Raw genomic sequence first — 23,074 nt, forward strand, 5'->3', positions numbered from 1 at the left:
GCTACGCAGCCGGGGCTGGCACGCGCACGGTGAGGCCGCCCGGGGAGATCCAGGTCTTGAACGCGATGGCCGAGCCGAATTCGTCGCCGTCGAGCTCGATCTCCTCCTGCCGGTGCAGGCGCAGCACGAGCTCGGTTCCGGTCGCGTAGTTGAGGGCGTCGACATTCGTTGTCCGGAACCGGCGCCCCAGGCGCGTGCGGCTGAGCACCCCGTTCTCCCAGATCACCTTGGAGACGATCTGCACCCAGCCGAGCACGCCCTTCGGCTTGAGCACGACGATGTCGAAATGACCGTCGTCGACGACCGCGTCGGGCAGCAACACGATCTCCGCCGGAAGCAGGCCGCAATTGCCGATCATGATCGTGTGGGCCCGCATGGACTGCGCGGGCTGCTTGTCGAGGCTGTACCGGAAGTGCAGGTCATTCCGGTCCTGCCCCACGGCGACGAGGGCCTTCACGTAGGCCAGCCAGCCGACCTTCGCCTTGAGGTCGTCGTCGGTGTTGGCGAGCATCTTGGCATCGAGGCCGAGACCGGCCATGACCAGGTAGGCGTGCCGGTCGACCGTGCCGTCGGCGCGCCGGATGTCGATCATGCCCACGTCGATGGGGCGGTCGGTCCCGGTGAACGCCGAGCGGATCGACCCTGCGGCATCGTCGAGGGCGAGTTTGAGGTTGCGGGCGAGCAGGTTCCCGGTGCCGGAGGGCAGCAGGACGAGCGCGCGATCGGTGCCGTGCACGACCTCGGCGACCGCGCGCACGGTGCCGTCGCCGCCCGCCACGATGATGACGGATGCGCCCGCCTCGATCGCTTGCCGGGCCGCGCCCTGTCCCGGGTCGTCTTTCGAGGTCTCGAACCAGAGCGTCTCCGGCCAGCCCGCGGCGGACTCTTCGGTGGCGACGGAGGCCTTGAGCGCGGGAAGGTCGACCTTGATCGGGTTGTAGACGACCGCGGCCAGGCGGGTCCGGGCGTCCGGGGCGGTTCCGTTTCCGGTCGCGTCGGGATCCGTCAGCTCTGTGTTTGTCATGGGGTGTCCTCCGGGTTCTGTGCGGGAAGCCTAGCGCCCCGCAGGCTCGGCGGTCACCGTCGTGCGACATCCGTCACCTGTAAGACGGTTCTTCGGCGGAATTGTCACGCCGATCGGCCAGAATTCCCTGAGCCTCTCTGTTCAGGGGGTGCGGTCAAGGTCCCGCGGGAGCCACCAGCCACGGGGCAGCGCGCCGGCCGACGCGAGGTCGAGCTCGCGCCGCCAGCCACGCTCCAGGCCGAACAGAATGGCGTAGGCGAGCAGCGGGTCGTTGAGGTCGGCGACCTCGACGGATGCCCGGCGCTGGGTGTACAGCGCGCCGGACGGGCTCTGCAGGAAGTTGATCCGGAGCTGCTCGGCGACCCGGATGTACTCCCGCAGGCCGAGCAGGTGCTCCCGGGCGAGGGCGCCCTTCCGGGTCAGGGGGTAGCGGGTCACGGCGAGCGTGAAGGCGCTGAAGGTGACGGCGGCGCTCGCCACGCTCACCCAGAACAGCAACCAGGCCTGCGATTCGATGCCGTCGTAGGCGAGTTGGCGGGAGAGACCCCATTGCAGGGCGGTCGTCGCGATGACGCCCCAGGTCAGCAGGTCCCTGACGAAACCGTTCGGCACCCGCCGGTAGCCCTCCGCGAGGGACCGGCGCCAGCCGCGCAGGCTCAGTTGCCGGAATGCCGGTCGCAGCAGTCCGCCGCGCACGTCGAGGCGAACGGGTCGCATCGAGCGTTTGGCGGGACGTCTCTTCGTGCTGATGATGCGGGCGTCGCCGAAGACGGCGTTGAGCAGGTCCTTGTCGGCGTCGGTCAGGGCCGCCTCATGCACGTATTCGAACTCGTACCAGTGCCGGCCGGCGGGGGAGTTCGCGCGGTCGTTGCCGCCGTCGACCCTGCCGTCGGTCACGGGGCTCACCCGGAGCAGTCGCACGTTGCCGCGCACGGCGAGGTCGAGCAGGGAAGCCACGATCGACCGGCGGCTCCGGCCCAGGATGTGCGAGGCGAGCATGAGGTCGACGCCCGCCTGGGGCGTGCTCTCGGCGATGACGATGCCGCGACCGGAGGCATTCCGCCACACCGTGGCCCGGGCGAGGAGCCCGAGCAGGAGCAGCCCGACCCCCACCAGGATCGGCAGGAACGGCGCGAGCAGGCGCATCCACTCAAGTAGCGAGCGGTCGGAGGGCATGAAGGTGCCGTCGGCGAAGTGGAACCCCACCCAGACCGTGCCGAACGGTGGCAGCGTGGACAACACCCGGTTGTGGAAGACCGCCTGCCCGGGCTGGGCGAGGGGATCGTCGTCGGCGACCCGGTCGAATGAGGCGGTGCTGCCCAGGATCGCCCAGGCGACGCCCCAGCTCGGTTCTCCGGTCAAGTGTGCCGCGAGGGCCTTGTCCATGCGCACGGTCACGTCGACGCCGCCTATTCCCTGCAACCAGCGTTCGCCCGTCACGCTCCAGTTCAGGCTGTCTTCGAACGCGGTGTTCTGGGCGTCCTGGACATGATCGGTCAGCTCGGTCTGCACGTAACGGATCAGGAATCGGTGGTCGCCGACGAGTCGCGCGCCGGTGTCGGTGGAGATCTTCCAGGTGTCGCCGCTGCGGGTGACCGTGAACGGAACGGCGGTGCCCCCGGCATCCGTCACCGAGGTCACGGTGGTGTGCACGGTATGGCCCCGGCTCTCGGCGACCAGGTAGCGGGTGATGCCGGTGGCCGTTGAGTCGGAGCCGAATATTCCATCGACGGTCTCGAGCACGCTCGCCCGCGAGTGGCCCTGCGCGTCGGCGTCGAGCGTGTAGTCGACGGAGAGGTTGCGGATCAGGAACTCGTCTGCGGAGGTCTTGGCCGGGTGCAGGTACTCGTCGAGGGTGTCGGGCGGGGTGAGGTCCTTGCCGAGCAGCATGGCCAGCCCGGCCAGGGTGAGGAGCAGGCACATCGTGCGGAGGATCAGCCGCTTGCGACCGATGCCGATCGCATCCGCCCAACGATCAAGGCGTTCCAGGCGCCGGCCGAATACGGCGACGAAACCGGATGCCGGTGGTGCCGCCGGCGCCGGTGGGCCGGCGTTGTGCGCTGGGCTGGAGCTGGAGTCGGCCATCCCGCCAGCCTACGGGCGGTTCGGGAACGCCTCGCCCGCGCCTCGCCCGCGCCCGTATTGCCAGGGCAGCCATCGCTCCACTGGATCGTGCCCGACATCCTCGGCGTGCTGATGTGGGCCTGGTTCGTCTGGACGGGGATCGCATTGATCCGGCTCGGGCTGCGGACCCCGCGGGTATAGCGTGGCGCTATGCCCACCCTGCCACCCATCGATCGGGTCAGTGCGGACGATCTGATGTCGCTCGCCACCGAACGAGGATCCTCGCCCATGCAGGTCGGAGCGGTGCTGTTTCTCGATACTCGTGCGGGCCTCGACACAGAGGTGGCCCTCGGCGTGCTCGCCGACCGCATCCGCCGGGTGCCGCGGCTGCGGCAACGTCTGATCGACGTGCCCATCGGATGCGGCCGGCCGGCCTGGGTCGACGACCCCGCATTCGACGTGTCGCGGCATCTGTCCTCGCGAGTGTGCCCGGCGCCCGGGGGAGAGGCGGCGGTCCTCGACATCGCCGCGGGGCTGCTCGGCACGCGGCTGTCGCGTTCCCGGCCGCTCTGGGTCGCGGTGCTCGTGACCGGGGTCGGTGCGGGTGCGCCGGCCTCACCGGACGACCGCGCCGCGCTCATCATCGTGTTCCACCACGTGCTCGCCGACGGCATGGGCGGCCTCGCCGTGATGGCGAGCCTCGTCGACCGCCCCGCGGATCCCCTGCCGCGAAAGCGGGTGAATCGTCGGTCTGGGATGCCCATAACGACGATTCACCCGCTTTCGCGAAAGGGTTCTGGTGGGATGCCCTCGGTCGGGGCGCTCGCGCGTGACGCGTGGGCGGGAAGGGTTCGCGCGGTGCCGCACCTCCCGGCCTCGCTGGCGCGCGCGGTCGGCGGCCTCCTCGCCTTGCGCGGATCGATCGGCGCCCCGCGCCTGGCCCGCACCTCGCTCAACGTGCCGACCGGGCCGCGGCGGCGCTTCGTGTCGATCCGGCTCGACCTGGGGCGTGTGCTCGCGGTCGGCCACGCGCACCACGCCACGGTCAACGACGTCGTGCTCACGGCGATCGGCGGCGCGCTGCACGGGCTGCTCGAGCAGCGCGGGGAGCGGCAGGAGACCTTCGTGTTGTCGGTGCCGTTCTCGGGTCGGCGCCAGGCTGCCGCGGGCGAACTGGGGAACCAGAGCGGGGTGATTCCGATTCGTGTGCCCGGGGTCGGGCATCCGTTCACTCGGCTGGATGCCGTCGCCACCGCCACGAGGGCGGCGAAACTCGCGCCCGCGGGCGCGTCGACGGCGTTGCTCGGGCCGTTCTTCCGGCTGCTCGCGCGGCTCGGACTGTTCCAGCGGTTCATCAGCCGGCAGCGGGCGATCCACACCTTCGTGACCAACCTGCGCGGGCCGGCGGAGCCTCTCGCGATCTTCGGGTGCCCGGTCACCGGCCTCGTGCCCCTGACCGGTCCCACCGGAAACGTGACGGTGTCGTTCGCCGTGCTCTCCTACGCCGGCGGCCTCGAGGTCACCCTCGCCGCCGACCCGGACACCTGCCCAGACCTGGACGCCCTCCGCGCGCTCCTCGAGCACGAGTTCGCCGCCCTGCTGCACCCCTGACGCGTGGGCATGGCTCCTGCAAATTCTTCGGTTGCGAACCCGCGGCCGCGTAACTCCGGGCTCGTTTCGGCCAGTGTCAGAGGCAGGCGAAGACGGTCAGGTCCCACTGTTTCGTCTCAAAGGCAATCTGGACGATGTATGAGTACGCGAAGTCGTAGTCGAAGGTGTACGAGCTGCCACCCTCGACCATGATGTCGTCGAAAGCCTCGCCCTGGCACATGGATTGGTAGTTGGCGTTGTTGTGGACAACGGGCGGGTCCAGGAAGGTGGGGTGGGGCAGGAACTGGATGCCAGGGGAGCCGGACGTCGTGCCGCCGGTACTGCCGGTTCCGCTCGACCCGGAACTCCGGGAAGTACCGGAAGTCCGGGAAGTACCGGAATTCCGGGCGGCGGTCGCTGCCGCGACCCGCGCGGCTTCAGCGGCGGCGGCTTCGGCCGCGGCTTGGGTCGCGGCCACGGCGGCTGCCTGATTTGCCGTCAGCGCGGCATTCGCGACGACGACCGCGGTGAAGGCCTTGGGCAGTTCTCCGTGGGTGATTGCTGCGGCACGCAGTTTGAGAACGGCCGCGGTGACAGCATCCCGGGCGTTCTGATCGGCAGCGGTCTGCACGCCGACCGCGGTCTCCGCTGCGGTGGCTTCCGCCTCCGCGATGGCCTGGAGCCGTCGCACGACGACGGAGTGAGCTTCGGCGATCGCCCGGGGGTAGCCGCCGTGCGCGGCCAACCCCAGTCGGTCTCGGGCGACGTTCAGCTGTGCGATCAGGGCAGGGTCGACGACACCGACCAGGCGCCTATCGAAGTCATCCAAGGGGAGAACGAAGAGGGCGACTTCGGTGCGCAGCGCCGCGAGTTCGCTCACGGCTCGTGCGGCTGTCGCCGCGAGGGTCGCACGCTTGGTGTTCTCGGCGACGACCCGATCGTGTTCGGCCGATGTCAGCGGGATACCGATCCCGGCGGTAAGGAGAGTCGCGAGACCGACAGCGAGTGTCAGGAAGAACCACGTTCGCTGTTTCCGGGACCGCGCGGGGACCCGCACTGTGGACCCGTCGGCAGTGGAGGTCGTGTCGGTTCCTGCGCCGGTGCGCATGCGGTCCTCGCTTCATCGGTGATCGTGGGACATCGGCTGGGCATCCACGGGATTCACCAGCGCACCTCTCGTCAGGCTATCGGTTGGCCGTGCCGCAGCCGGAGCCCCCGTTCGAGGCGCGTCGCACCAGTCTGACGGCCGCGGTCGGTTTGACTGACGGCATACCAGCGCCCAGAATGGAACTAAGTTCCATTTTGGGGCCGTGAAGCGCAAGGAGTCTCCGTGCAGATCCGCAATGCCACCAGCCCGACCGAAGTCCGGGGAATGACGACCGCCGAGCTGCGCGAACGCTTCCTCGTCACCGACCTCTTCGTCGACGACGAGCTGCGCGCCGTCTACTCCCACGAAGACCGGGTCATCCTCGTCGGGGTCAGCCCCGTCACGGCCCCGCTCACTCTCGAGAGCTTCCCCGAACTGCGCACCGACCACTTCTTCGAGCGCCGCGAGGCCGGGATCGTCAACGTCGGCGGATCCGGAACCGTTGTCGTCGATGGCGTGCCGTTCGCTCTCGGGCACGGATCGTGCCTGTACATCGGCCGCGGGGCATCCGTCGTCGAATTCATCTCGGACAGTGCGAGCGCCGCGCCCGAGACCGAAGACTCCGCCCGGTTCTACATCTTCTCCGCGCCTGCCCACACCGAATACCCGACCACGCTCGTGCCCGCGGGAACCGGTATCGTCCGTGAGCTCGGCGACCAGTCGACCTCGAACCGCCGCACGCTCAACCAGTACATCCACGAGAACGGCGTGCGCAGCTGCCAGGTCGTTATGGGCGTGACGAGCCTGCACGAGGGCAGCATGTGGAACACCATGCCCGCGCACACCCACGACCGCCGCATGGAGGCCTACCTCTACTTCGACCTCCCCGAGGCCGCCCGCGTCGTGCACCTGATGGGCGAGCCGACCGAAACCCGCCACCTGATCGTCGCCAACCGCCAGGCGACCATCGCGCCGAGCTGGTCGATCCACTCGGGCGTCGGCACCTCGAACTACTCCTTCATCTGGGCCATGGCCGGCGAGAACCAGTCCTTCGACGACATGGACGCCGTGGACATCACCGCCGTTTCCTGATGACTGCTGACCTGGCCGGCGAGCGGATGCCGTCGGCCCCCGCCGCCGTCCGGGTCGCCACCCCTGCCGCCCCTGCCGCCCCTGCCGGCGCAGCCGAGCGCACCCTCACCGTGCTCGAGGCGGCCCTCGAGCACCCGCGGTTCTCGGACGTCGTCGCCGCGACAGGCCTGCCCAAGGCCACCGTGCACCGCCTGCTCGCTACCCTTGTGACCCAGAGGTTCCTCGCGACCGACCCCGCCGGCAGCTATCTGCCGGGCCCGGCGATCCTGGCGATCGCCGGCCGCGCCCTCGCCGGCGTCGACATCTCCGCGATCGCCCAACCCTTCGTCGACGACCTCGTCGCGACCGTGGACTGCACCGTGCACATCGGCTACCTCGCCGGCGACTCGATCGTCTACGTGATGCGCAGCGACTCCCGCAAACCGTACACAATGCCCTCCCGCGTCGGCCATGCCGCCCCGCTGCACACCACCGGCATCGGCAAGGTCATCCTCGCGAGCTACCCAGACGACACCGTCGACCGTATCATCGCGAGCGCCGGCCTCGCCCGCATCACGGATGCCTCGATCACCGACCCGGACGCCTTCCGCCGCGAGATCGCCGGCGTGCGCTCGCGCGGCACCGCCCGCGACCGCGGCGAGAACGTGCCCGGAATCGCCTGCATCGCGGCGCCCCTCTTCGACCACACCGGAACCGTCCGCTACGGGCTCAGCGTGTCCACGCTGTCGATCGAGCACAGCGACGAGCAGATCGAGGCGATGTCCGGCCCCCTACTGAAGGCCGCGGCGGCCATCTCCCAGGCCCTCGGCTACCAGGGAAGCGCATTCGCGACCACAACGTTAGGAAATCACTCATGAGTGTTCTGAACCTCTTCGACCTCAGCGGCAAGACCGCCGTCGTCACCGGCGCGAGCCGCGGCATCGGCTTCGCCATGGCCGTCGCACTCGCCGAGGCCGGCGCGGACATCGTCGGCGTTTCGTCGAGAATGCCCGAGCGCGGCAGCGCGATCGAGACCGCGGTCACCGCACTCGGCCGCCGGTTCACCGCACTGCACGCCGACTTCGCCGACCGGGACGCCGTCGCCGCGCTCGCCGCCGAGATCACCGCGCTCGGCCCGATCGACGTGCTCGTCAACAACGCGGGCACGATCGCGCGCGCCCCCGCCGCCGAACACTCGGACGAGATGTGGGACCGCGTGATCGCCGTCAACCTCTCGAGCCAGTTCGTGCTCAGCCGGGAGATCGGCCGCACCATGATCGCGCAGGGCCACGGCAAGATCATCTTCACCGCCTCACTGCTGAGCTTCCAGGGCGGGCTCAACGTGCCCGGGTACACGGCTTCGAAGTCTGCGATCGCCGGACTCACCAAGGCGCTCTCCAACGAGTGGGCGCCGCTCGGCGTCAACGTCAACGCCATCGCCCCCGGGTATTTCGCAACAGACAACACCCAGGCCCTCCAGGACGACGCCGGCCGGTCCGGGGCCATCCTCGAGCGGATCCCCGCCGCCCGCTGGGGTACCCCAGCCGACCTCACCGGAGCGACGGTCTTCCTCGCCTCCGCCGCCTCGGACTACGTGAACGGCATCATCCTCCCCGTCGACGGCGGCTGGCTCGGTCGCTAGCCGCCCGCTCCTCCCGCTCCCGATCCCGCTCCCGATCCCGCTCCCGCTCCCGCTCCACGGACCGGGCCATGACCTCCCGCGAGAGTACACTTTTGGCCCTTAAACCCGTGGTTTAAGGGCCAAAAACGTACTCTCGCGAGGGAGGGAGACGGGTGCAAGGCAGGGCAGGGCGGGTCAGGCGGAGTCGCGCCAGACGATCGGGGTGGTGAGCAGGATGCCGCCGAGCTCTGGCTCCTCGCCGCGCAGCTGGGCCAGCACCGATTCGGCAGCCCGCTCGCCGAGGCCGGCGGCCGGTTGGTGCACGGTCGAGAGCAACGGCTGGCACCGGAGCGCCCAGGCGCTGTCGTCGAAGCCGACGACGCCGACGTCCCCCGGCACGCTGCGCCCGGCCTCGCGCAGCGCCTCGAGCGCGCCCGCAGCAACGGCATCGGATGCCGCGAACACCCCATCGAGTCCGGGCTCGGCGGCGAGCAGCGCGCGCATGCCCGCGACACCATCGGCATACGCATAGAACGGCACCCGGGCCACGAGGGCCGGGTCGAACAGGGGACCGAGGGCATCCGTGAACCCGGCCAGCCGGTCGGCTCCCGAGTCGCGGTCGAGGGCGGAGGCGATCATGCCCACGCGCGTGCGGCCGGTGGCCAGCAGGCGCTCCGTGATCGCGCGTGCGGAGCTCCGGTTGTCGATGCCGACGAACGGCAATTGCCGCAGGTCCGGCGGATGCCCGACAAACGTCGACGGCAGTCCCAGCTTCTCGATAATGCGCGTGATCGGGTCATTCTTGCGGGCCGACACGACGATGACCCCGTCGACGAAGCCGCCGCTCAGGTACCGGGCGACCCGGTCGGTGTCCCTCTCGGAGTCGATGATGAGGCAGACCATCTGGAAGTCGGCGAGGGACAGCGCGGCGTTGGCCCCGAGCAGGATCTCACCGATGTTGGGGTCTTCCAGAAAGAGCGAGTGCGGTTCGTGCACGATGAAACCGATCGCCTGCGAGCGCTGCATGACGAGGTTGCGGGCCGCGGTGTTCGGCACGTAGCCGACCTTCTCGATGGCGGCCTCGATCGCGATCCGCGCCTCGGCGGACACGTAGGGTTCGTCGTTCACGACCCGGCTCACCGTGCCGCGGGAGACCCCGGCCTCGAGGGCGACATCGTGGATCGTGGCACGTTTGCGCCGCCCCGGATTGGTCACCATTCGATAACTGTATCGCCCGTTTCGCGAAATGGTCCTTGACACGGATCGCGATCCGTACTTACTCTGTGTACGTTCACAGATCGGCCGCAGGGTCTTTTTTTCCACCCGGTCTGTGCACGTTCACAGACCATCCGGCGGATGCCGGTGCCAACGACGTCAGGGAGCCGATGAACGCGCGAGCAGCAGTCCAGAACGAGGCGGCATCCGCGGTCCCGTTCGCCCACGACGGCATCGCATACGGGTGTGACTACAACCCCGAGCAGTGGGGCCCGGAGACCTGGGCCGAGGACATGCGGCTGATGCGCGCGGCCGGCGTCGACCTCGTCGCGATCAACATCTTCGGCTGGTCACACATCGAGCCGAGGCCGGGGGAGTACGACTTCGCCAACCTCGACACGATCATCGAGCTCCTGCACGCGAACGGCATCCGGGTCAATCTCGGCACCGCCACCTCCTCGCCGCCGCCGTGGCTGACCACGCTGCACCCGGAGATCCTCCCGGAGACCGAGGACGGCAGCATCCGCTACCCCGGTGGTCGCCAGGCCTGGTGCCCGAGCTCGCCGGTGTTCCGCGAGCACGCCCTCGCCCTCGTCGAGAAGGTCGCCGAGCGCTACGGCCGGCACCCCGCGATCGCGCTCTGGCACGTGTCCAATGAACTCGGCTGCCACAACGCGCTCTGCTACGACGAAGACAGCACGCTGGCCTTCCGGCGCTGGCTCCAGGCGCGCTACGGCACCATCGCCGCGCTCAACGCCGCCTGGGGAACCTCGTTCTGGAGCCAGCACTACGGTGACTGGTCCGAGATCCTCACCCCGCGACTCACCCTCTCGAGCCGCAACCCCGGCCAGGTGCTCGACTTCCACCGGTTCAGCTCCGACGAGCTGCTCGACTACTACCGCAGCGAACGCGACGTCATCCGCCGCCACAGTGCGGTGCCGGTCACCACCAACTTCATGGTCACCGCCCACATCCGCAACCTCGACTACTGGCAGTGGGCGCCCGAGGTCGACGTGGTCGCCAACGACCACTACCTCGACCACCGTCTCGGCGACCCCGTCACCGAGCTCTCCTTCGCAGCGGACCTCACCCGTGGGCTCGCCGGCGGGGCCCCGTGGCTGCTGATGGAGCAGGCGACCGGTGCCGTGAACTGGCAGCCGCACAACCTCGCGAAGGCGCCGGGCGAACTGACCCGCAACTCCCTCACCCACGTCGCCCGCGGCGCGGACGCGGTCTGCTTCTTCCAGTGGCGGGCCTCGCTGCAGGGCTCGGAGAAGTTCCACTCCGCGCTGGTTCCCCACGCCGGCACCGACACCGAACTCTGGCGCGAGGTCGTCGACCTCGGCGCCATCCTGGACCGGCTCGGCGACATCGCAGGCACCCGCGTCATCGCCGATGCCGCGATCGTCTTCAGCTGGGAGGCCTGGTGGGCCGGGGACGGCGAATCCCGGCCGTCACAGTCGGTCGAGTACCTCGGCCAGATGCACGCCGCATACACCGCGCTGCACCGTCTCGGCATCACGGTCGACGTGATCGCTCCGGACGCCGACCTGAGCGGCTACCGCCTCGTCGTCGTGCCCACCCTCTACCTCGTCACCGACGCGGATGCCGCCGGTCTCGCCGACTATGTCGCGAACGGTGGGCACGCGCTCGTCACCTTCTTCAGCGGCATCGTCGACGAGGACGACCGGGTCCGCCCGGGCGGCTATCCCGGCGCGTTCCGCGAGATGCTCGGCATCCGTGTCGAGGAGTTCTCCCCGCTGCTCCCCGGCCGGACGCTGAGCCTGGACTCCGGGGCGACTGCCGGCCTCTGGACCGAGCGACTGCGCCTCGACGGCGCGACCGCCGTTGCGAGCTACCGCGACGGCCCCCTGCCCGGCGTCCCGGCGATCACCCGCAACGGCTTCGGCCGGGGCACCGCCTGGTATCTCGCCACCGCACTCGAACCCGACGCCCTGCGCGGGGTGATGCGCACGGTCGCCCAGGCCGCGCGGGTCACCGCCCTCGGCCCGGAATCGGACGGCACCATCGAGGTCGTGCGTCGCGCCGATGCGACGCACAGCTACCTTTTCGTCATCAACCACGGCCACGCCGAGATCGAGATCGCCGCCAGCGGGCACGAACTCGTCACCGACGCCGCCGTCGACCGCATTGTGCGCGTACCGGCCGGCGCCGTGCGCGTCATCAGAGAGGACACGGCAGCATGAGTGCTTCCACCGCCCGATTCACGGATGTCCCGGGCGACACCCGCACGGCCCGCCGGCTCGCCGGCCGGCCCGGCCCCCGCCCGGCGAAGCCGCGGGTGCAGCACAAGCGCGCGATCCTGATCTTCGTGCTCCCCTTCGGCGCCCTGTTCTCCCTGTTCTACCTCGTGCCGATCGGCTACGCGATCTACGAATCCCTGCTCGTGATCAAGCGTGAGGGCACCTTCGGCGCGGCGACCGAGGTCTTCGGCGGACTCAGCCAGTACGTCCTGGTCTTCCAGAACGGCCCGTTCTGGCAGTCCGTCGGCCGGGTGCTCGCCTTCGGCGCCGTGCAGGTGCCGATCATGCTCGGGCTCGCGCTGCTGTTCGCGCTGCTGCTCGACTCCCCGCTCGTGCGCGGCAAGAAGTTCTTCCGCCTCGCGTTCTTCGTGCCATACGCGGTACCGGGCGTCATCGCCGCGATCATGTGGGGCTACCTCTATTCACCGAACCTGTCGCCGTTCAGCGCGGTCACCCAGAACATCAACTTCCTCTCGGCGGACCTCGTGCTCTGGGCCATCGCGAACGTCGTCACCTGGGTCTACGTCGGCTACAACATGCTCATCATCTACTCGGCGCTCCTGGCCATCCCGACCGAGCTCTACGAGGCCGCCCGTCTCGACGGCGCCGGGCAGCTGCGGATCGCCTGGTCGGTGAAGATCCCACTGATCATGCCCGCGATCGTGCTCACCGCGATCTTCTCCATCATCGGAACCCTGCAACTCCTCGCCGAGCCGCAGGTGTTCCGGAGCTTCAGCTCCGCCGTGACGAGCACGTTCACGCCGAACCTCACCGTGTACACGACGTCGTCGATCCCCAACGTCAACCTCGCCGCCGCGTTCTCGGTGGTGCTGGCCCTGGCCACGTTCGTGCTCTCGTTCACATTCCTCAAGTTCACGCAGCGGAAGGAAGCCCAGTGAGCACCCTGACCCCCACCCCCGGCCCGGTGCGGCCGGCCCGTCGCATCCGCTCGACCCCCGGTTCGGCCCCACGTGCCCAGCGGGAGAACCCGTTCGCCCGGGCCAGCGCCATGATCGTGATGGGCGTCTTCACGCTCTACTTCCTGGTGCCGGTCTGGTGGCTGCTGGTCGCCGCCACGAAGGATCGCGCCCAGTTCACCGGCACGAACCCGCTCTGGTTCGCGGACTTCTCCCTGTTCCAGAACATCGGCGCCCTGGTCAGCTACCGCGACGGCGTCTACCTCAAGTGGATGCTCAACAGCGCGCTGTACGCCGGGCTCGGCGCCCTGGTCGGAACGATCATCGCCGGCATGTGCGGGTACGCCCTCGCCAAGTACCGGTTCCCCGGGCGCGAACTGATCTTCAACGTCGTGCTCGGCGGGGTGCTCGTGCCCGCAACCGCGCTCGCGCTGCCGCTGTTCCTGATCTTCAGCCAGATCAGCCTCACCAACACGTTCTGGTCGGTGTTCCTGCCGAGCCTGGTCAGCCCGTTCGGGGTCTACCTCGCCCGCATCTACGCCTCGGCGAGCGTGCCGGACGAACTGATCGAGGCGGCCCGCCTCGACGGTGCCGGCGAGGTGCGCACCTTCTTCACCGTCTCGGTGCGGATGATGGTGCCCGCCCTGGTCACTGTGTTCCTCTTCCAGTTCGTCGCGATCTGGAACAACTTCTTCCTGCCGTTGATCATGCTGCGCGACGAGACCCTGTTCCCGGTCACGCTCGGGCTCTACGGCTGGAACTCGCAGGTCAACCAGATCCCCGTGCTGCGCGACTACGTGCTGATCGGCGCGCTGCTGTCGATCATCCCGCTGATCATCATCTTCCTGCTCCTCCAACGCTTCTGGCGGAACGGCCTCAGCGCCGGCTCGGTCAAGTAGCCCCCTCACCTCACCTCCGCTTCACCCACAGCACCACCCGCCCGGAATGCCGGACGGTTCCTTTCCCAAGAGAAAAGAAGAAGACACATGCGAATGAAGAAAAGAGCGGTCGCCGTTGCCTTGCTCGCCGCAGCTTCGGTTGCGCTGACCGGCTGTTCCGCCTCGACGACAAGCTCCGGCACCGCCGCCGCAGCCTGCGCACCGTCGACCGGCAAGGTTGACCTGACCTTCACCACCTGGGTCCCCGGCATGGAGGACGCCGTCGCCGTGTGGAACAAGGCGAACCCCGACATCCAGGTGAAGGTGCAGACCGGACCCAACGGCAACGGCGGCACCTACCAGAACTTCTTCAACCAGCTCAAGGCCGGCAACGCGCCCGACCTCGGCCAGATCGAGTATGACGCGCTGCCGAACTTCCGCGTGCAGGACGGCCTGACCGACCTCGCCGCCTGTGCCGGCGTGCTCGACGCGAAGAAGGACTTCGTCGACTGGACCTGGGGACAGGTCAACTTCGGCGAGGACAACGCGGTGTACGCGATCCCGCAGGACGCCGGCCCCATGGCCATGTTCTACCGCGCCGACCTGTTCAAGGCCAACAACATCGCCATCCCGACCACGTGGGCCGAGTACACCGCCGCCGCAGAGAAGATCCGCGCGACCGGCGGCTACATCACCAACTTCTCCCAGAGCGACATCAACCAGTTCGCCGGACTCGTCTGGCAGGCCGGTGGCACCTGGTTCAAGAACGACGGCACCAACTGGACCGTGAACCTGACCGACCCGACGACGGCGAAGGTCGCCGCGTACTGGCAGGACCTGATCGACCGGGACCTCGTCTCGACCAACCCGCCGTGGACCGACGAGTGGAACAACGCGTACAACACCGGCAGCGACTGGACCTGGAACTCCGCCGCCTGGGGCGCCAACTCCATCGCGAGCGGTGCACCGGATACGGCCGGCAAGTGGGCAGTCGCCGAGTCCCCGCAGTGGGCCGCCGGCGACAAGGCCAGCGGTAACTGGGGCGGTTCCTCGACTGCTGTCTTCAAGGGATCGAAGCACCCCTATGAGGCCGCGAAGTTCGCGCTCTGGCTGAACACCTCCGATGAGGCGCTCACCCTGCTGAACAAGTCCGCCAACCTGTACCCGGCGGCCAAGTCCGGTCTGGAACTGCCCGCGCTCAAGGCCGGAGTCGACTTCTACGGTGGCCAGGCCATCTACGACGTCTTCTCGAAGGCGTCCTCGCAGGTCTCGCCCGACTTCGTCTGGGGTCCGACCATGACGCAGACGTACAACGACGTCTCCGACGGGTTCAAGGCCGCGGTCACCAAGAAGGGCACCCTGATCGACGCCCTCAAGACCGGCCAGACGGCTACGATTGCGGCCATGACGGCGCAGTCGATTCCCGTCAACAAGTAGGGCTCTCCCAGCAGCTCCCCGGGAGCGATCCGTACCGACCCGTTCACGCAGTGTGAGCAGTTAGCAGCGATCCACGTGACTCACACTCCGTCGACGGACTCCCCGGCGGGTCTGTACTACCTCCGTGCCGCGGGCACCAGCCTTGTGCTGGACGCCCGCGGCACGGCCGTTCCCGCGATCGTGCACTGGGGCGCCAACCTCGGTGCCCTCTCCTGGCCCGAGCTGGCCGCGCTCGCCGATGCCGCGATTCCCGCGGTCCCGCCGAGCTCGATCGACGTGCCCCTGCGGCTCTCGCTGCTGCCGACGTTCGCCGAAGGGTGGAGCGGCCGGCCGGGGCTGAGTGGCTTCCGGCGCGGCGTCGCCGGTTCCGCCGGTTCTGCCGGTTCTGCCGGTTCGATCGGTTCCGGTCGGCCGGCGGATCTCGCGCTGCGGCTCGAGGCGGTGCAGCGCCGGGGTGCGCGCTCGCTCCGGATCGACACGGCGGATGCCGCGGCATCCGTCTCGGTGTCGACCGACCTTGAACTCACGGTCGAGGGCGTGCTGCGCGTGCGGCACACCCTGACCAACACGGGCGACACCGACTTCGAACTCGGCTCGCTCGACATGACCCTGCCCGTACCCGACCGGGCCGGCGAACTCCTCGATTTCACCGGGCTGTGGAGCCACGAACGCCGTCCGCAGCGCACGAGACTCGCGCACGGAGTCTGGAGCCGCGAGAGCCGGCACGGCCGGCCCGGCCACGACGACCCGTTCCTGTCGGTCGCCGGGGTGCCCGGGTTCGGGTTCCGCCGCGGGGAGGTCTGGGCGGTGCATCTCGCCTGGAGCGGCGACAAGCGGGTCTGGGCGGAGCGCTCGGCCCTCGGCGCCGCAACCCTCGGCAGCGGCGAACTGCTCGCCCCCGGGGAACTGGCCCTGCCAGCCGGGGCCGGCTACACCTCACCCTGGACCGTGGCCGCGTACTCGGCGACCGGACTCGACGGGCTGTCGGCGCGGCTGCATCCATGGATTCGGTCGTGGGCGACGATCCACGACCCGCGCCCGGTCGTGCTCAACACCTGGGAGGCCGTGTACTTCGACCACGACCTGCCGACGCTCACCCGGCTCGTCGAGGCGGCCGCGCGGGTCGGGGTCGAGCGCTTCGTGCTCGACGACGGCTGGTTCACCGGCCGCACCGACGACAAACGCGCGCTCGGCGACTGGTTCGTCGACCCCGTGACCTGGCCGGGCGGCCTGCACCCGTTGGTCGAGCGGGTGCACGCGGCGGGTCTCTCCTTCGGGCTCTGGGTCGAACCGGAAATGGTGAGCCTCGACTCCGAGCTCGCGCGGGCGCATCCGGACTGGGTGCTCGGCGCAGCAGGCTCGCTCGAATGGCGGTTCCAGCGGGTGCTCGACCTGGGCAACCCGGATGCCTTCGCGTACGTGCTCGCCCGCCTCACGGCCCTGCTCGACCAGTACCCGATCGCCTATCTGAAATGGGACCACAACCGTGACCTCCTCGGAGGCTCGGCGCACCGGCAGACCGAGGCGGTCTACCGGCTGCTCGGCACGCTGCGCGCCGCGCACCCGGGACTCGAGATCGAATCCTGCGCCTCGGGCGGGGCCCGGATCGACCTCGGCATCCTTCCGCTCGTCGACCGGGTCTGGACGAGCGACACCAACGATCCGCTCGAGCGGCAGCAGATCCAGCGGTATACCGGAGTGCTGGTGCCGCCGGAGTACCTCGGCGGGCACCTCGGCGCCGCGACCGCGCACATCACGGGCCGCACCGCGTCGCTCGGCTTCCGGCTGGCGACGGCGCTCTTCGGCAGCGCCGGTATCGAGTGGGACCTCACCCGTGCCTCGGCCGGCGAGCTCGAGGCCGTCGCCGGGTGGATTGCGGAATACAAACGGCTTCGTCCGCTGCTGCACTCGGGTGTCGTTGTTCACGCGGATGCGTCGGACCCCGCGCTCGAGCTGCACGGCGTCGTGGCCTGCGACGGGGCATCCGCTGTCTTCGCGTACGTCGCGCTCGCCGCGCCGCGGACCGCACTGCCTGCCTCGCTGCGGTTCCCCGGGCTCGACCCGGACGCGCGGTACACGGTTCGGCCGCTGACGATCGGCGGGGCAGTCGACCCGGGCGCTGAGCCTTCCGGGGCGGGGGAGTCCGGCGTGCCGACGATTGAGCCGCGCGTGATCCAGGATGCCGCGCCGGCCTGGCTGCAGCACGGGTCGGAGACCCTGAGCGGCACCGTGCTCGCCGAGGTCGGCCTGCCCGCTCCGCTGCTCGCCCCCGAGCAGGCGGCCCTCTTCGAGCTCACCCGCCTCTGAGTCGCGCCTCGCGAAGGGGGCGGCTACTCGCAGCCGATCCCGTCGCCGTCGCGGTCGAACTTGGACTGCCAGCCCGGGTCGCCGGGGTGGATCGGCGCGGCTCCGGCGGCGCGGACGGCGTCGCAATTCTTGTAGTAGGCCGTGGCCGGCGCGGGGGCTGGCGCGGGGGCCGGGGCGACGACCGGAGCGGGTTCGGGTGCGGGGGCGGCGGCGGGAGCGGGCGCCGCGGTGGCCGGGGCGACGACGACGGGCGCGGGTGCCGGTGCCGGCGTGAATCCGGACGTGAGGGCGGGCTCGCTGTGGCAGGTGTCGAGGACGCGCGTCATCGCATCCCGTTCGGCCTGCGTCACCCAGAGGCCGTAGGTCGCCTTGACCGAGATCTGCCGGGCGACGTAGTGGCATCGGTATGCCTTGTTCGCGGGGAGCCAGGTCGCGGTGTCGCCGTCGCTCTTCTGCTCATTGGAACGCCCGTCGACCGCGAGCAGGTTGAGCGGATCGTTCGCGAGCGAGACGCGCTGCGCCTGGCTGAGCTGCTGCGCGCCGGTCTGCCAGGCGTTCGCGAGCGGCACGACGTGGTCGATCTGCACGAGGGCGGATGTCGCCGCTCCCCGCACGAAGCCGATCGTCGCGTTCGTGTACGGGGAGACTATGGTGCCGGTCATGACCGTGCACGTTCCCGACTTGACGACGCTCGTGAGGTCGCGGCCGAGAACGTCATTGCGGGTGTCGCAGCCGTTGCGGTCGACGTCGAGCCAGGCGGTGCCGAAGTCGCCGACCCGGTCGTAGCCGGTCTTGGGCGCCTTGCCCTTGACCGCGAGCGTCGCGAGCAGGGTGACGGCGAGGCCGTTCGTCGCCGAGGTGTCGGTGATCGCGACCGTCGCAGCATCGGAGGCCGCCGTGACGCTCGCGGGGTCTGCGGGCGATTCCTCGGTGAACGCCGCCGCAGTGGGCGTGGCCGTGGCCGTGGCCTTCACGATCGAACTCGAGCTGGTCGGGGTCGCGCTCGCACTCGAACTCGCCGCGGACGTGTCGGCGAGCCGCCCTGCGGGGTGTGTCGCAGCTTGGACGCCGCCGCCCACCAGTGTGAGCACGAGGCTTGCCGCGAGCGCAATCGCCGCCACCTTGCGGGAGGGAAGCGCAGCCCAGGAGCCACGACCGGAGACGACAGAATAGAGGGCCGTCACGAGCCCGATCAGCCCGGCCATCACGAGGAGGGAGCCGAACCCTCCGATCGAAGCCAGCAGCAGGACAAATACGACGATTCCGCCGCCGATCCAGCTCAGCGGCTTCAGCGAACCGACGAACCGCCTGATCTTCGCTTCGAGGGTGGTGGGCTTCTGTGGTGCGGGCGTCATGGCGGCCTTCCGGGTCACCTGAGCCTAGGCGTAACCGGAGGCTCGCCCCCACACCCACTCCGGGGCGTTCCGAATGCGGGTCAGTCGGCGAGGCGCAGGATCAGGTCCGCCCGCCCGCGAGTGCGGTCGATGAGGTCTGCATTGGCCTGGTCGCTCCCACGGGCGAACGCCGCGGCATCCGCTGCGTCGCGCCCGAAGCTCACGTGCCGGCCGATCAGCCGCGGCAGCCGAACGGCGTCGGGCGTGTCGATGAACCAGACCGCGTCGAGTTCGCCGCGCAGCTCGCGCCAGACGGGGGCATCGGCGAGCAGGTAGTTGCCCTCGGTGATGACCACCGGCACACCGCGGGGTACGGCGATGGATGCCGCGATCGGCTCCTCGAGGCCGCGGCGGAACGAGGGGGCGTAGACGACGTCCTCGTCGCGGGTGCGGAGCCGGCGGAGCAGCGACAGGTACGAGCCGGGATCGAAGGTGTCGATCGCGCCGCGGCGCTCGGCGAGCGGCGTGCCGCGAATCAGGTCGGTCGCGAGGTGGAAGCCGTCCATCGGCACGATCACGGCGGTCCCGGCTCCGAGCCGCTCGACGAGCGCCGCCGCGAGCGTTGACTTGCCCGAGCCCGGCGCGCCGCAGAGCCCCAGCAGGATGCGCGGCACAGCGTCGGCCGACCCGGCGAGCACCCGGCGCACGCGCGCCGCGAGTTCATCGACCGTGGTCTCGATCACGGTCGGCGCGCCCGCGCCCGCGCCCGCTCCCGTCTCGATCACCGGGTCACCCGCGCGTCGAACTCGGCCCGCCGGGCGAGGATCTCGGCGGAACTGTCGTGCGCCCACGCCGCGAACGCGATCGCCGGCGGGAGCAGCGTGTGTCCGAGCGGCGTGAGTTCGTATTCGACCCGCGGCGGGATCTCCGGGAAGCTCTCCCGGCTCACGAGTCCGTCGCGCTCGAGCTTCTTGAGGGTGAGCGTCAGCATCCGCTGGGAGATGCCGGGCACCCGGTTCTTGAGCTCGGAGTACCGGATTGCCCCGCCTTCGAGCATCCCCACGACGAGGAGGGTCCACTTGTCGCCGAGGTGTTCGAGCAAGTCGCGCACGACCCGTCCGTCGTCGCCCTCGCCGGAACAGATGTCGTCCATCCGGGCGGCGTGTACGTCCGTTGTCGTCATGCGGAACTCCATTTCTTACCTCCGTGTGCCCAAGGCACAGAGCAGTGCGTGGGGCCCGTGCGGTATAAAAGTAACCACTCGTGATGTTAGGCACCAATCGTAACAATCACGGGCGCGTCACACCTGCCAGACTCCCAGACAAACACCGGAAACTCAACGAAACGGATGCCATGACTCTCGCCCTCTGGATCACAGCGGTCCTCCTCACCGTCGTCTACCTCATGGCCGGGGGTATCAAGGTCGTCCGCAGCAAGGCCCAACTGCAGCCGATGATGCCGTGGGTCGAGGACTTCACCGAGCCCCAGGTCACCGTGATCGGGGCGCTCGGCCTGCTCGGCGCCCTCGGCGTGATCCTGCCGCTCGCCACCGGAATCGCGCCCGTCTTCACTCCGATCGCCGCGATCGGGCTCGTGCTCCTGCAGATCGGCGCCATCACGGTTCACGTGCGTCGCGGCGAGCTCTCCTCGCTCGGCGTCAACGTCGTCCTGCTCGTGCTCGCCGCCGCCGTCGCGATCCTGAGTTTCCTCGCCTGAGTCAGGGCACGAGCACGATCTTGCCCACGTGGGCGGATGCCTCCATCCGGCGGTGCGCGGACGCCGCCTCGCTGAACGGGTACCGGCTGTCGATCACGGGACGGAAGGCCCCGGATTCGAGCCAGGGCCACGCATCCGTGCGGAGGGCTGCGATGATCGCGGCCTTCTCAGCGAACGGACGGGCGCGCAGGGTCGTGCCCCAGTAGCGGCCGCGCTTCTGCATGAGGTACATCGGGTTGAAGACGGCGTCCTGGCCGCTCTGGTTGGCGATCACCATGATGCGCCCGTCGAGCGCGAGCGCGGCGATATTGCGCGCCGCGTACGAGCCGCCCATGATGTCGAGGATCACGTCGGCGCCGTGCCCCTCGGTGGCACGGTCGATCTCGGCGGGGAAGTCCTGGCTGCGGTAGTCGATCAGGATGTCTGCGCCGAGGTCGCGGCAGACCGCGAGCTTCTCGGGGGAGCCTGCCGTGACCGCGACGCGCGCGCCGGCCAGCCGGGCCAGCTGGATCGCGGTCGTGCCGATTCCGCTCGCCCCGCCGTGGACGAGCAGGGTCTCGCCGCTCTGCAGCCCGGCCGCGAGGAAGACGTTGGACCAGACCGTCGCGAGCGCCTCGGGCAGCGCTGCCGCGTCGACGAGGTCGATCGCTTCGGGCACGGGCAGGGCGAGTTCCTCGTGCACGACGGCCTCGGCCGCGTAGCCGCCGCCCGCGAGCAGTGCGCAGACCCGGTCACCGACGGCGAAGAGCGTTGTCGCGCTGCCGACCTCCGTCACGATCCCCGACACCTCGAGGCCCGGCCAGGCCGGGGCCCCGGCGGGCGATGGGTAGTAGCCCTGCCGCTGGGAGACATCCGCCCGGTTGACGCCGGCGGCGGCGACCTGAATGCGGATGTCCCTGGGTCCGACCTCCAGGTCGGCCACGGTTGACAGGGTGAGGGCGTCGGGCCCTCCGGGTACGGGTACCAGAATTGCGCGCATGCCCTCATCCTACGAGCGGCCGCTGGGACGCCGCCGGGGCGCCGGAGTCCTACTCGGTGTCGGAGGTGCGGGCCCCGCCACGCCCCTCGCCGCGGCCGGCGCCCTGCCTGGCCCAGGTCTCCTCGTTGTAGTCGAGGACCAGTCGCGCGGGCGGCGGACCCTCCAGCATCTCGGGCGTGAGGCCGTGGAACTCGATCATCTTGTCCCGGAACCACACGTCGTGGGAATCCTGGGAGGTGGCGAAGTCGCGGAACATCCTGGCGAGGTCGTCGGCCTCGTGATAGAGCGCGACGAAGTCGCCCTGCGGGGTCGACATGAGCGAGGCGACCTCGCGATGCAGGCCCATCCGACGCCGGGACCGCTCGTGCTCCTCGCGGCGCGCGCCGGCCATCTCCGCGGCGAAGGACTGCCAGGCCTCGGTCTTGCCGGGCAGGATGGGGGCAAACCACGTGATGTATTCCATGACATCTTCTCCTTTGAAGTAATGACATGCGGCAGGAGCCGAGCGGGCCGAAGCCGCGAGTGGATCATTCCACCGGAGAGCGTAGTCCCCTCATCGCGGGCCGCAACCGTGGTTCCGGGCGGCCCGACAAGCGCCCTCAACGCCTCAGTCACGGAGAAAGCACCCTCGTCGCGTGGGCGAGGGTGCTTTCTCCGCAACGGAACAGTGAGGGTGGGCCTACTGCGCTGCCGAGTAGAACTTCTGGTCGCTGAACGACTGCGAGATGACCCAGGTGCCGGTCGCGGCATCCGCTGTCGGGATGGCGATCACGACGTTGCCGGTCGCCGTTCCGGCGGGGTAGAGCTCGTTGATGTCGGACAGCGGCGCGGGGCCGACGACCGAGCTGTCGAGTTCACTGTGCGTGGTGCCGGCGGCGGACACGAAGGACACGTCGAGGTCCATCCAGGGGGTGCCGGTCGTGGTGCCCTGATAGGTGACCGTGATCGGCAGCATGGCGTACTGCATGCCGGCGGGTGCGGCGTCGTTGAACTGGTTCTCAGCGGCGATGATCGCGTCGGCGTTCAGGGTCGGGGCGCCGAGGGTGATCTCATACTCCGGCTCGCCGTCCGCGGTCGTTGCGATCGTCGTGCCGATCGGGGCCGGGTTGGTGCGGGTTCCGACCTCGCCCTCGTTCGAGGGAACCTCGGTGGGGTCGGTCAGGCTGTCACCCGAGTCCGAGCTGTCGCCGGACGTGTCGCTCGAGGAAGTGCCCGACTTCAGGCCCTGGGCGTCATTGACGGCGGCGACGAAGCCGATCGTGTACACGATCGCGAGCACGATCGACAGCAGAAGGGCGACACCGGATGCCGCGATCCCGCCCTTCGCAAGACCCTTCGGCTTGCCCTTTCTGGTCACGGCGATGATTCCGAAGACGAGCCCGGCAATGGCGGCGAACCCGGACACGTAATTGACGATCGGAATGAACGCGCCCACGAAGGCGACGGCGCCGACGATGAGGGATACCAGTCCGAAGGGGTTGCTCGTGGGGGCGAGCGGCGCGGGTGCAACGGGCGGCACGGGCGGTGCGGGCGGGAGGTTGCTTCCGCCGAATTCTGGGGGTGAACTCAC

Annotated in this window: 20 protein-coding genes; 10 read left to right on the forward strand and 10 right to left on the reverse strand. The window is 69.6% G+C overall.

The genetic code is table 11. From position 1 onward, the window contains the following. Position 1 precedes the first annotated feature (1 nt). Both E3O46_RS07915 and E3O46_RS07920 read right to left on the reverse strand, forming a co-directional pair. On the reverse strand, positions 2–1,024 hold the full coding sequence (locus E3O46_RS07915; protein ID WP_134561473.1) for a diacylglycerol/lipid kinase family protein: 1,023 nt from the start codon (positions 1,022–1,024) through the stop codon (positions 2–4). Between the two features lie 141 nt (positions 1,025–1,165). Next, positions 1,166–3,109, reverse strand: a complete 1,944-nt coding sequence (locus tag E3O46_RS07920; protein WP_134561474.1) for a DUF2207 family protein — start codon at positions 3,107–3,109, stop codon at positions 1,166–1,168. A gap of 189 nt (positions 3,110–3,298) precedes the next feature. On the opposite strand from E3O46_RS07920, the gene E3O46_RS07925 reads away from it, so the two are divergent. Further along, positions 3,299–4,699, forward strand: coding sequence for a wax ester/triacylglycerol synthase domain-containing protein (locus tag E3O46_RS07925; protein ID WP_134561475.1), 1,401 nt, complete (start codon positions 3,299–3,301; stop codon positions 4,697–4,699). 76 nt (positions 4,700–4,775) lie between these two features. Here E3O46_RS07925 and E3O46_RS07930 read toward each other — a convergent pair whose 3' ends face one another. Continuing rightward, the gene (locus E3O46_RS07930) at positions 4,776–5,786 is read right to left on the reverse strand and encodes a hypothetical protein (RefSeq protein WP_134561476.1); all 1,011 of its coding nucleotides are present in this window, start codon (positions 5,784–5,786) and stop codon (positions 4,776–4,778) included. Between the two features lie 222 nt (positions 5,787–6,008). Between E3O46_RS07930 and kduI the strand changes: the two genes are divergently transcribed. Genes kduI through E3O46_RS07945 form a run of 3 tightly spaced genes read left to right on the forward strand, consistent with a single transcriptional unit; the run spans position 6,009 to position 8,478 of the window. Then, entirely contained in the window at positions 6,009–6,857 is an 849-nt protein-coding gene (gene kduI, locus E3O46_RS07935) for a 5-dehydro-4-deoxy-D-glucuronate isomerase (RefSeq protein WP_134445951.1), read from the forward strand. After that, entirely contained in the window at positions 6,857–7,714 is an 858-nt protein-coding gene (locus E3O46_RS07940) for an IclR family transcriptional regulator (RefSeq protein ID WP_198413702.1), read from the forward strand. The genes kduI and E3O46_RS07940 overlap by 1 nt, the downstream gene beginning before the upstream one ends. Then, positions 7,711–8,478: an SDR family NAD(P)-dependent oxidoreductase gene (locus E3O46_RS07945; RefSeq protein ID WP_174774625.1), complete on the forward strand. Its 768-nt coding sequence runs from the start codon at positions 7,711–7,713 to the stop codon at positions 8,476–8,478. The genes E3O46_RS07940 and E3O46_RS07945 overlap by 4 nt, the downstream gene beginning before the upstream one ends. 174 nt (positions 8,479–8,652) lie before the next feature. On the opposite strand, the gene E3O46_RS07950 is transcribed toward E3O46_RS07945, so the two are convergent. After that, entirely contained in the window at positions 8,653–9,675 is a 1,023-nt protein-coding gene (locus tag E3O46_RS07950) for a LacI family DNA-binding transcriptional regulator (protein WP_134445950.1), read from the reverse strand. Positions 9,676–9,842: 167 nt separating this feature from the next. Between E3O46_RS07950 and E3O46_RS07955 the strand changes: the two genes are divergently transcribed. The 5 genes from E3O46_RS07955 to E3O46_RS07975 all read left to right on the forward strand — a co-directional run bounded on the left by E3O46_RS07955 (position 9,843) and on the right by E3O46_RS07975 (position 17,475). Continuing rightward, positions 9,843–11,879 carry a beta-galactosidase gene (locus E3O46_RS07955; protein WP_134561477.1) on the forward strand — a complete coding sequence of 679 codons (2,037 nt, stop codon included), beginning with the start codon at positions 9,843–9,845 and terminating at the stop codon, positions 11,877–11,879. Continuing rightward, positions 11,876–12,835, forward strand: coding sequence for a carbohydrate ABC transporter permease (locus E3O46_RS07960; protein WP_134445948.1), 960 nt, complete (start codon positions 11,876–11,878; stop codon positions 12,833–12,835). The genes E3O46_RS07955 and E3O46_RS07960 overlap by 4 nt, the downstream gene beginning before the upstream one ends. A gap of 110 nt (positions 12,836–12,945) precedes the next feature. Then, complete coding sequence (locus E3O46_RS07965) at positions 12,946–13,752, forward strand: carbohydrate ABC transporter permease (RefSeq protein WP_134446013.1); 807 nt, start codon at positions 12,946–12,948, stop codon at positions 13,750–13,752. Between the two features lie 87 nt (positions 13,753–13,839). Continuing rightward, complete coding sequence (locus E3O46_RS07970; RefSeq protein WP_198413703.1) at positions 13,840–15,168, forward strand: ABC transporter substrate-binding protein; 1,329 nt, start codon at positions 13,840–13,842, stop codon at positions 15,166–15,168. Between the two features lie 75 nt (positions 15,169–15,243). Then, positions 15,244–17,475 carry an alpha-galactosidase gene (locus E3O46_RS07975; protein ID WP_166791044.1) on the forward strand — a complete coding sequence of 744 codons (2,232 nt, stop codon included), beginning with the start codon at positions 15,244–15,246 and terminating at the stop codon, positions 17,473–17,475. Between the two features lie 23 nt (positions 17,476–17,498). Here E3O46_RS07975 and E3O46_RS07980 read toward each other — a convergent pair whose 3' ends face one another. From E3O46_RS07980 to E3O46_RS07990, 3 genes are all read right to left on the reverse strand, one after another. After that, positions 17,499–18,830: a GmrSD restriction endonuclease domain-containing protein gene (locus tag E3O46_RS07980; RefSeq protein WP_241987364.1), complete on the reverse strand. Its 1,332-nt coding sequence runs from the start codon at positions 18,828–18,830 to the stop codon at positions 17,499–17,501. 80 nt (positions 18,831–18,910) lie between these two features. Further along, complete coding sequence (locus E3O46_RS07985; RefSeq protein ID WP_420897725.1) at positions 18,911–19,591, reverse strand: nucleoside/nucleotide kinase family protein; 681 nt, start codon at positions 19,589–19,591, stop codon at positions 18,911–18,913. After that, positions 19,591–19,992 (reverse strand): winged helix-turn-helix transcriptional regulator, encoded by a 402-nt coding sequence (locus tag E3O46_RS07990; protein ID WP_241975404.1) that lies wholly within the window; start codon positions 19,990–19,992, stop codon positions 19,591–19,593. The genes E3O46_RS07985 and E3O46_RS07990 overlap by 1 nt, the downstream gene beginning before the upstream one ends. A gap of 170 nt (positions 19,993–20,162) precedes the next feature. Between E3O46_RS07990 and E3O46_RS07995 the strand changes: the two genes are divergently transcribed. Then, positions 20,163–20,525, forward strand: a complete 363-nt coding sequence (locus E3O46_RS07995) for a DoxX family protein (protein ID WP_134445946.1) — start codon at positions 20,163–20,165, stop codon at positions 20,523–20,525. 1 nt (position 20,526) lies between these two features. Here the strand turns inward: E3O46_RS07995 and E3O46_RS08000 are convergent, their stop codons facing one another. The 3 genes from E3O46_RS08000 to E3O46_RS08010 all read right to left on the reverse strand — a co-directional run bounded on the left by E3O46_RS08000 (position 20,527) and on the right by E3O46_RS08010 (position 23,074). Next, entirely contained in the window at positions 20,527–21,504 is a 978-nt protein-coding gene (locus tag E3O46_RS08000) for an NAD(P)H-quinone oxidoreductase (RefSeq protein ID WP_134445945.1), read from the reverse strand. 49 nt (positions 21,505–21,553) lie between these two features. Then, on the reverse strand, positions 21,554–21,967 hold the full coding sequence (locus E3O46_RS08005; protein ID WP_174775121.1) for a DUF6176 family protein: 414 nt from the start codon (positions 21,965–21,967) through the stop codon (positions 21,554–21,556). Positions 21,968–22,183: 216 nt separating this feature from the next. Then, positions 22,184–23,074: a DUF4190 domain-containing protein gene (locus E3O46_RS08010; RefSeq protein WP_134561479.1), complete on the reverse strand. Its 891-nt coding sequence runs from the start codon at positions 23,072–23,074 to the stop codon at positions 22,184–22,186.

It is taken from the genome of Cryobacterium glucosi, from assembly GCF_004402235.1.
Classification (GTDB): domain Bacteria; phylum Actinomycetota; class Actinomycetes; order Actinomycetales; family Microbacteriaceae; genus Cryobacterium; species Cryobacterium glucosi.

Bases quoted from the DNA above. Each gene is read 5' to 3' on its own strand.
- E3O46_RS07915 (WP_134561473.1), bottom strand. From the start codon at position 1,024: ATGACAAACACAGAGCTGACGGATCCCGACGCGACCGGAAACGGAACC.
- E3O46_RS07920 (WP_134561474.1), bottom strand. From the start codon at position 3,109: ATGGCCGACTCCAGCTCCAGCCCAGCGCACAACGCCGGCCCACCGGCG.
- E3O46_RS07925 (WP_134561475.1), top strand. From the start codon at position 3,299: ATGCCCACCCTGCCACCCATCGATCGGGTCAGTGCGGACGATCTGATG.
- E3O46_RS07930 (WP_134561476.1), bottom strand. From the start codon at position 5,786: ATGCGCACCGGCGCAGGAACCGACACGACCTCCACTGCCGACGGGTCC.
- E3O46_RS07940 (WP_198413702.1), top strand. From the start codon at position 6,857: ATGACTGCTGACCTGGCCGGCGAGCGGATGCCGTCGGCCCCCGCCGCC.
- E3O46_RS07945 (WP_174774625.1), top strand. From the start codon at position 7,711: ATGAGTGTTCTGAACCTCTTCGACCTCAGCGGCAAGACCGCCGTCGTC.
- E3O46_RS07950 (WP_134445950.1), bottom strand. From the start codon at position 9,675: ATGGTGACCAATCCGGGGCGGCGCAAACGTGCCACGATCCACGATGTC.
- E3O46_RS07955 (WP_134561477.1), top strand. From the start codon at position 9,843: ATGAACGCGCGAGCAGCAGTCCAGAACGAGGCGGCATCCGCGGTCCCG.
- E3O46_RS07960 (WP_134445948.1), top strand. From the start codon at position 11,876: ATGAGTGCTTCCACCGCCCGATTCACGGATGTCCCGGGCGACACCCGC.
- E3O46_RS07965 (WP_134446013.1), top strand. From the start codon at position 12,946: ATGATCGTGATGGGCGTCTTCACGCTCTACTTCCTGGTGCCGGTCTGG.
- E3O46_RS07970 (WP_198413703.1), top strand. From the start codon at position 13,840: ATGCGAATGAAGAAAAGAGCGGTCGCCGTTGCCTTGCTCGCCGCAGCT.
- E3O46_RS07980 (WP_241987364.1), bottom strand. From the start codon at position 18,830: ATGACGCCCGCACCACAGAAGCCCACCACCCTCGAAGCGAAGATCAGG.
- E3O46_RS07990 (WP_241975404.1), bottom strand. From the start codon at position 19,992: ATGACGACAACGGACGTACACGCCGCCCGGATGGACGACATCTGTTCC.
- E3O46_RS07995 (WP_134445946.1), top strand. From the start codon at position 20,163: ATGACTCTCGCCCTCTGGATCACAGCGGTCCTCCTCACCGTCGTCTAC.
- E3O46_RS08000 (WP_134445945.1), bottom strand. From the start codon at position 21,504: ATGCGCGCAATTCTGGTACCCGTACCCGGAGGGCCCGACGCCCTCACC.
- E3O46_RS08005 (WP_174775121.1), bottom strand. From the start codon at position 21,967: ATGGAATACATCACGTGGTTTGCCCCCATCCTGCCCGGCAAGACCGAG.